The following is a 6,502-nucleotide window of genomic DNA, read 5'->3' as shown; positions in this document are numbered from 1 at the left end:
GTCAACCAAGCAATGCTAGTCAACCAAGCAATGCTAGTCAACCAAACGGTTCTAAATCATCAAGCGATGCTAGTCAACCAAGCAATGCTAGTCAACCAAGCGATGCTAGTCAACCAAACGGTTCTAAATCATCAAGCGATGCCAACTAGTCAATAAACAGTACTATATAAAAATATAGCGGAACTTTATTTATGAACCAAATTCATCTATTCTATAATAAAAAATTCGTAATATATTAGAATTTTATTAAATATATAATTGTTGTTAATTTATATGTAAAGTGCAGTTGTGTCTAATTTATGTTGTGAGTTTTACAAATTACAAGAGATTGTTTGTTCAATCTCTTTTTTTGTTGTAATCTTAAACCAACAAAAAATTAAAAGAGGTGCTTAGATTGGCTAAATATATATTTACTCCTAACTCGATAGAACAGTTGCAAAATAAATATGATGTAATCATCGTGGGTTCTGGTGCAACTGGTTTAGTTTCGGCGATTCAAGCTTACGAGTTAGGATTGCATCCAGCTATTTTAGAAAAGATGGATAAATTAGGTGGAAACACCAATCGAGCATCTTCTGGAATGAACGCTGCGGAAACAGATGTACAATTAAAAAATCATATTGTTGATAGTTATGACGAATTTTATAATGATACATTTATTGGTGGTGGAAAAACTAACAATCCAGAATTACTTAAATATTTTACAACGCATGCTGCATTATCAGTTAATTGGCTTACTGAACATGGTATAAACCTTGATAGCTTAACTATTACGGGTGGTATGCACACTCGTAGAACGCATCGTCCTGACAGTATGGCACCGATTGGAAATTTTTTAGTAACATCATTTTTAAAAATTATAGATAAATATCAAATTCCAGTTTTTAATAATGTAAAAGTCAACCGTTTACTAATGAATAATAATACGGTTAATGGCGTGTCCTTAGAGTTGTCAAATGGAAATATTAAATCGATTGCTTCTAAAGCAGTAATATTAGCTACTGGTGGGTTTGGTGCAAATAAGGAAATCATTCGTAAATATCGTAGTGATTTAAGTGATTATCGAACTACTAATCAAGAAGGGTCAACCGGAGATGGACTTGATTTAGCTCAACAAATTGGAGCATCTTTAGTTGATATGCAAGAAATTCAAGTACATCCAACTGTATATCAAGAAACTGCACACACCTACTTGATTGGCGAAGCGGTACGTGGTGAAGGTGCTATTTTGGTTGATAATCTAGGAAATCGATTTGTGAACGAGTTAGACACTAGACAAGCTGTTACAGATGCGATTAATAAAGATGCTGATGGTAGTGCCTATCTTATTTTTGATACTAATGTACGCAAAAAAGTTCCAGCTATTGAGTTTTATGACATGATTGGTGCAGTCACGCATGGTTCCAGCATTAATGATTTAGCTTATAAATTAAAAATGGGTAGCGAAAAATTATCTAAAACTGTAGGTGCCTGGAATCAGGCAGTTTCATCTAAATTTGATTCGCTATATCAACGTTCAACAGGCATGAATACTTTATTAAATAAAGCCCCTTATTATGCTATTCATATTGCGCCAGCTATTCACTATACAATGGGTGGTATAAAAATCAATCACAAAGCGGAAGTTTTAAATAAGCATAATTTGCCAATTAAAGGTTTGTTTGCTGGTGGAGAAGTAACCGGTGGTTTACATGGTAACAACCGGATTGGTGGAAATTCGATTGCTGAAACAATTGTTTTTGGTCGCCAAGCTGGTCAACAAGTATTTAAGTATTTATCTTAAAAGGAGATATTAAATGGATAATCTAGACAGAGAAGAAGCTTTTTTAAATGAAGAAGAAAGTCGATTAGATCCACAAAGTCAGCTATTTGTAGAATCTAAAATAGCTAATGATGGCAAACAACCGGTTGTTGCTTGGTTATTGTGGTTCTTTTTGGGAACTTTTGGAGCACATCGATTTTATATGCAAGAAAGCAATGCAGTTACAATGTTAGTATTAACGTTGATAGGATATGTTTTAGCCATTGTTTTAATTGGTTTTATCTTTTTGTTGGCAACTTGGATTTGGTGGATTGTTGATGCTTTTTCAATGATGAATTGGTTAAAAGCTGATCGATTAAGAGTTAAACGCCAAGCAATAAATATTGTAAATAGTCGCAGATAAAAAACGTTCTTAGCTTTAAGAACGTTTTTTTATTTGGTTTAAAACCTGATAAAACAATGATGCAACCATTAGTTGACAGGTGTGCTTTTGTTAATAGCATGAAAAACTTCTAAATTTATTTACAATTTTATGGATTAATACATAATGAAAATTAACTTATTAAGGAGCTGCCATATGAAAAATATTTTTAATCATCAATTAATTTAAGAAGGCAAAAACAACTATCTCAAAATGATCTAGCTAATAAAATATATGTTTTCAGACAAGCTATATCCAAATGGGAGAATGGAGATGCTGAACCTAGTCTAGAAAAATTGATTAATTTAACAGAAATTTTTAATACTAGTCTAGATTTTTTGATTTTGGGTCATGATGATAAAAACGAAAAAATTATTGAAATTCATGACCTGAAAAAAGCTTTTGATAAACCAGTTTTAAATGGAGTGGATTTAGATGTTTATAGTCATGATCGAATTGCTTTACTGGGTAGTAATGGTTCTGGTAAAACAACATTGTTTAACTTAATTGTTGGATTAACATCTAAAGACTCCGGAACAATTAATAGCTATATAAATAATCGCAAAGATTTAAGTATTATGGCACAAGAAAATTTATTGATAGACAATTTAAAAGTAATCGAACAGTTAGAATTATCGGCTAGTATGTATGAAGTCGAAATTAATCGACTTGATAATCTAATGAAACAAATTAATCTGTATGCTTATAAAAATAACTATGTTGCTTCATTATCCGGAGGCCAAAAAAGAAAATTATCATTACTAATGAGTGTAATGAGACCATCTAAGTTACTGTTATTAGATGAACCCACTGTTGGAATGGATTTAAAATCGATTGATTTTTTCTGGAAGTATATGGATCATATAGGTGGTAGTATCATTACTATTACACATGATTTTAATCAAATTGATAAGTTCTTTTCAAAAGTTATTTTAATGAAAAATGGCAAGATATTTAAAAATGTAGCTGTAAATGATATTCATAGTCATAACCAAACTATCGAACAATGGTATCGTTACTTTAATGATGAGGTGTAGAAATGATTAAATTAATACAACTAAAACAAGTAATGCGCAATAAGCGATTTTTAATGTTCACAATTTTTGTACCATGTTTTTGGTTTCTATTTATGATAATGATGTCTAAAAATCATAACTTTGGTCAAAACGCATTGTACTACGTTTGGTATGTGGTAGCGGTTTTAATGGGAATTATGGGAAACTCAGTTGTTACTTTTGGAATGCGGATTAGCACTTCTAAAAGATATTATTTATTGCAATCTAAAATTTCTAATTACAGTGTCTGGAAATATTTGATTGATTCATTATTTAGTCAATTGATTTTAAACCTATTGATTGTTACTTTAATTTCTTTCTTAGGTATTTTGCTAAATGTATTAGCTTTTAACTATCACTTTCTTATCGTTTTTGTATTGTTGAATCTATTTGGAATTTATGTAAGTTTGATTGGTTTTACTATTGGAATTATAATGCCTAAATCAGTTTTTGAGGCGGGAGGATTTCCAATCATGATGTTAGTAGCTATTCTAATCACTCCATTTAAAACTTTTATGGAAAGTCAGTTTGTCGATTTATTGACTTGTTTTCAAAGAATCTTTCCCGGTTATTATCTAATTAATGTAACTGCAAAAATTCTTCAAAACACAAGTTTTAGCTTAGACTTAATTTGGTTTGTAATAACTATGATGTTAACTAGTGTTCCTTTTATTTTAATAGTATGGATTAAGTTAATTAAGAAGGTGTGATTTTATGATTAAAAAAATAATTAAACACGTTCACTTTTGGCATAATTTTATGAAAAATGGTAAATACAAAAAATATGAATATCAATATCGCAATCTTAATTATCAATAAATGAATAAACCTAACCATGTTTACTTATACAATTATGAACAAAAAAATAATAAATCTGATTATCAACTAGGTTATGAGCAAGCATCATATGATATTAAAAATGGAAATAGAGTTAGGCATTATCCATATAAATTGATGCGTTTTATTAATCGCTATATGTTATTTAATAAGATACGTGAATTAGTGGAGTATATGCATGGATATAATGATTTTATTTAATTTTTTTAAATTAATTTAATTTTTTTAATAATTATCTTTTCTTATATTTAAATTAATTCTATAATTGAACTAGTTAATACTTCTAAAAAAGAGGAAGGAGATAGTCATTTGTTTAAAAAATATTTTAACTATTTAATTTTACCAATACTTTTTCTTTTTATAATTTTTTTTAGTGGAAGAATAGTTAATGCTAGTGATTCAAATTCTGAATCTGGAATAGTAGGTATAAATCTTGTTGACAATAATTTAAATGAAATAAAAACATCATATAAGAATCAACAGATGTATATACTTTATATTTTTAAGAATATAAAAAATTTAGATAATTTAAAAGTTAAGATTCCTGAAAATTTAACAGTTAATAACACATCTGATTTCTTTATAAGTCATAATAAATCGAATATTGCAAAGGGAACTTTTGAGAATTCAGGTAAAAACTTAACTGTTCATTTTTACAATAATGATGGTTTGGCTAGTGGAAATTTTTATATACCTGTTGTTTGGAGTCAAGATGCACAAAAAAATGATAGTCAAAAAATTATGTGGAGCACTAGTTCTGATGGTCCGACTGTAAATATTTCCGACAATTCCATGCCAAAAGATGATGAAAGAATTATGAAGTGGGCATATCAATACAATAAAAATGGACAAGAATACCTTCATTGGAGAGTTAGGTTAAACTATGCAGCAGATGTAGATAGTTCTAATTTGTTGAATGATGGCCTTTATACAGATCAGATAAAAGATAAAAACGAAGTTTTAGATTATAATAGCATAAAAGTTTCTAGAATTACCTATAGGAATCAACCTGATTTTGAATATGCTTCCAATAATTCCTCAAATGATATTACTAATGATTTAGAAAAAGAAGTTAATATTAGTGATATTACAGACGTAGGATTTAAAGTTCAATTTAATAAAAATCTGGCTTGTGCTGTAATGATAGATTATGATACAAAAATATTAAATAACCATACAGATACAGGTAATGATAAGTTGTATAGGAACTATGGTATTCTACAATCTTCAAACCTTCCTACTTCTAGTATTGATCAATCATACAATGGTAAAATTGAAAGTTTTGGTACTGGTAATGTTACTGATAATCCTTCTTTCGATAAAAAAACAGATGTGAAAAACCCTCATGATGAAGTTATAAATAATCCTAAACCAAATAGTGGTAGTGATAAAAAAACAGACACTGGTAATGATGGTGATAAAGTTATCATTCCAACGGAACCAACGGAACCAACAAAACCAACGGAACCAACAAAACCAACGGAACCAACAAAACCAACGGAACCAACAAAACCAACGGAACCAACAAAACCAACAAAACCAACGGAACCAACGGAACCAACAAAACCAACAGAACCACCAACACCAAATCATGGCATTAATCCAAACAATAATAACAATGAAGACGGTAATTACAATTCAAATAATTTAATAAAGAAAAACACAATTGTTTATCCTACTAAATCTATGAATTTGTATAGGGGTACTTACTTTAGTAAGAGTAATTTATTAAGACACTATACTAATAAACCTATGATTAATAAACCTATTTTTGTTGTAGATGGTTATGGTAGAAGTAAGACTGGTTTGTTAAGATATAAAATTCATGAAATGAACCATAAAGATCATGTAGGGTATATAACAGTTAGAAAAGATTATGTTTTACCTGTATACGCTACACGAACGAATGGCTTAATTACAGTGATTAGTGCTGGTGGAGTGAATAGTTATCAAAACAAGAACTTAACTGGTAAAGTAGCTCACTACAAACAAGGTTCTCAATTAAAAGTTAAGGGGATTGTTTGGAATAAAAGATCTACTCGTTATGTTTTAACAAATGGCAACTTTGTTACTGCTAACAAAACTTTGACATTAAATGGTTCAATCAAACAGGTCAAGTCATTTAAAGCTAACAAGGGGATATCAATATATAAAGACATTCAGTTAACACATAAGTTAAGAACTTTGAAAAAATCTCAAGTAATGAAAATTAAAAATTGGGACTACTCTGATAAAGAAAATACCTTAAAATACGGTAGTTTAAGATATCGAGTAGCTGGCGGTTACGTCTATGCTAAAAGTAAATTAATAACTAATGTTAAATAGAATTAACAAAAAAGGTTAGCCTTTCATGTACCGCCTTAAAAAAGTTAGACATAATATCTAATTTTTTAAGGCGGTTTTTTTATGTCAAAATATTCAACTAAA

The 6,502-nt window shown here is 29.4% G+C and carries 6 protein-coding genes; all 6 read left to right on the top strand.

Annotation, left to right across the window (positions count from 1 at the left end; translation table 11 throughout):
- The first annotated feature begins 394 nt into the window (after positions 1 to 394).
- The gene (locus K5Q11_RS06355; RefSeq protein WP_220752045.1) at positions 395 to 1,783 is read left to right on the top strand and encodes a flavocytochrome c; all 1,389 of its coding nucleotides are present in this window, start codon (positions 395 to 397) and stop codon (positions 1,781 to 1,783) included.
- A 13-nt stretch (positions 1,784 to 1,796) separates the two neighbouring features.
- A complete protein-coding gene (locus tag K5Q11_RS06350) occupies positions 1,797 to 2,165 on the top strand; it encodes a TM2 domain-containing protein (RefSeq protein WP_220752044.1) in 369 nt (122 codons plus the stop codon).
- 197 nt (positions 2,166 to 2,362) lie between these two features.
- Positions 2,363 to 3,220: an XRE family transcriptional regulator gene (locus K5Q11_RS06345; RefSeq protein ID WP_220752047.1), complete on the top strand. Its 858-nt coding sequence runs from the start codon at positions 2,363 to 2,365 to the stop codon at positions 3,218 to 3,220.
- A gap of 2 nt (positions 3,221 to 3,222) precedes the next feature.
- Positions 3,223 to 3,948: a hypothetical protein gene (locus tag K5Q11_RS06340; protein ID WP_220752042.1), complete on the top strand. Its 726-nt coding sequence runs from the start codon at positions 3,223 to 3,225 to the stop codon at positions 3,946 to 3,948.
- Between the two features lie 109 nt (positions 3,949 to 4,057).
- A complete protein-coding gene (locus K5Q11_RS06335) occupies positions 4,058 to 4,276 on the top strand; it encodes a hypothetical protein (RefSeq protein WP_220752039.1) in 219 nt (72 codons plus the stop codon).
- A 108-nt stretch (positions 4,277 to 4,384) separates the two neighbouring features.
- Positions 4,385 to 6,400: a DUF5776 domain-containing protein gene (locus tag K5Q11_RS06330; RefSeq protein WP_220752037.1), complete on the top strand. Its 2,016-nt coding sequence runs from the start codon at positions 4,385 to 4,387 to the stop codon at positions 6,398 to 6,400.
- The last annotated feature ends 102 nt before the right edge of the window (positions 6,401 to 6,502 follow it).

Origin of the sequence: Apilactobacillus xinyiensis, from assembly GCF_019656235.1 — a bacterium.
GTDB lineage: Bacteria > Bacillota > Bacilli > Lactobacillales > Lactobacillaceae > Apilactobacillus > Apilactobacillus xinyiensis.
Note: the sequence above shows the minus strand (reverse complement) of the source record. Positions and strands in the feature narration are given on the sequence as shown.

Excerpts from the sequence above, each read along its gene's own strand:
- K5Q11_RS06335 (WP_220752039.1), top strand. The coding sequence starts at position 4,058 with ATGAATAAACCTAACCATGTTTACTTATACAATTATGAACAAAAAAAT.
- K5Q11_RS06350 (WP_220752044.1), top strand. The coding sequence starts at position 1,797 with ATGGATAATCTAGACAGAGAAGAAGCTTTTTTAAATGAAGAAGAAAGT.
- K5Q11_RS06340 (WP_220752042.1), top strand. The coding sequence starts at position 3,223 with ATGATTAAATTAATACAACTAAAACAAGTAATGCGCAATAAGCGATTT.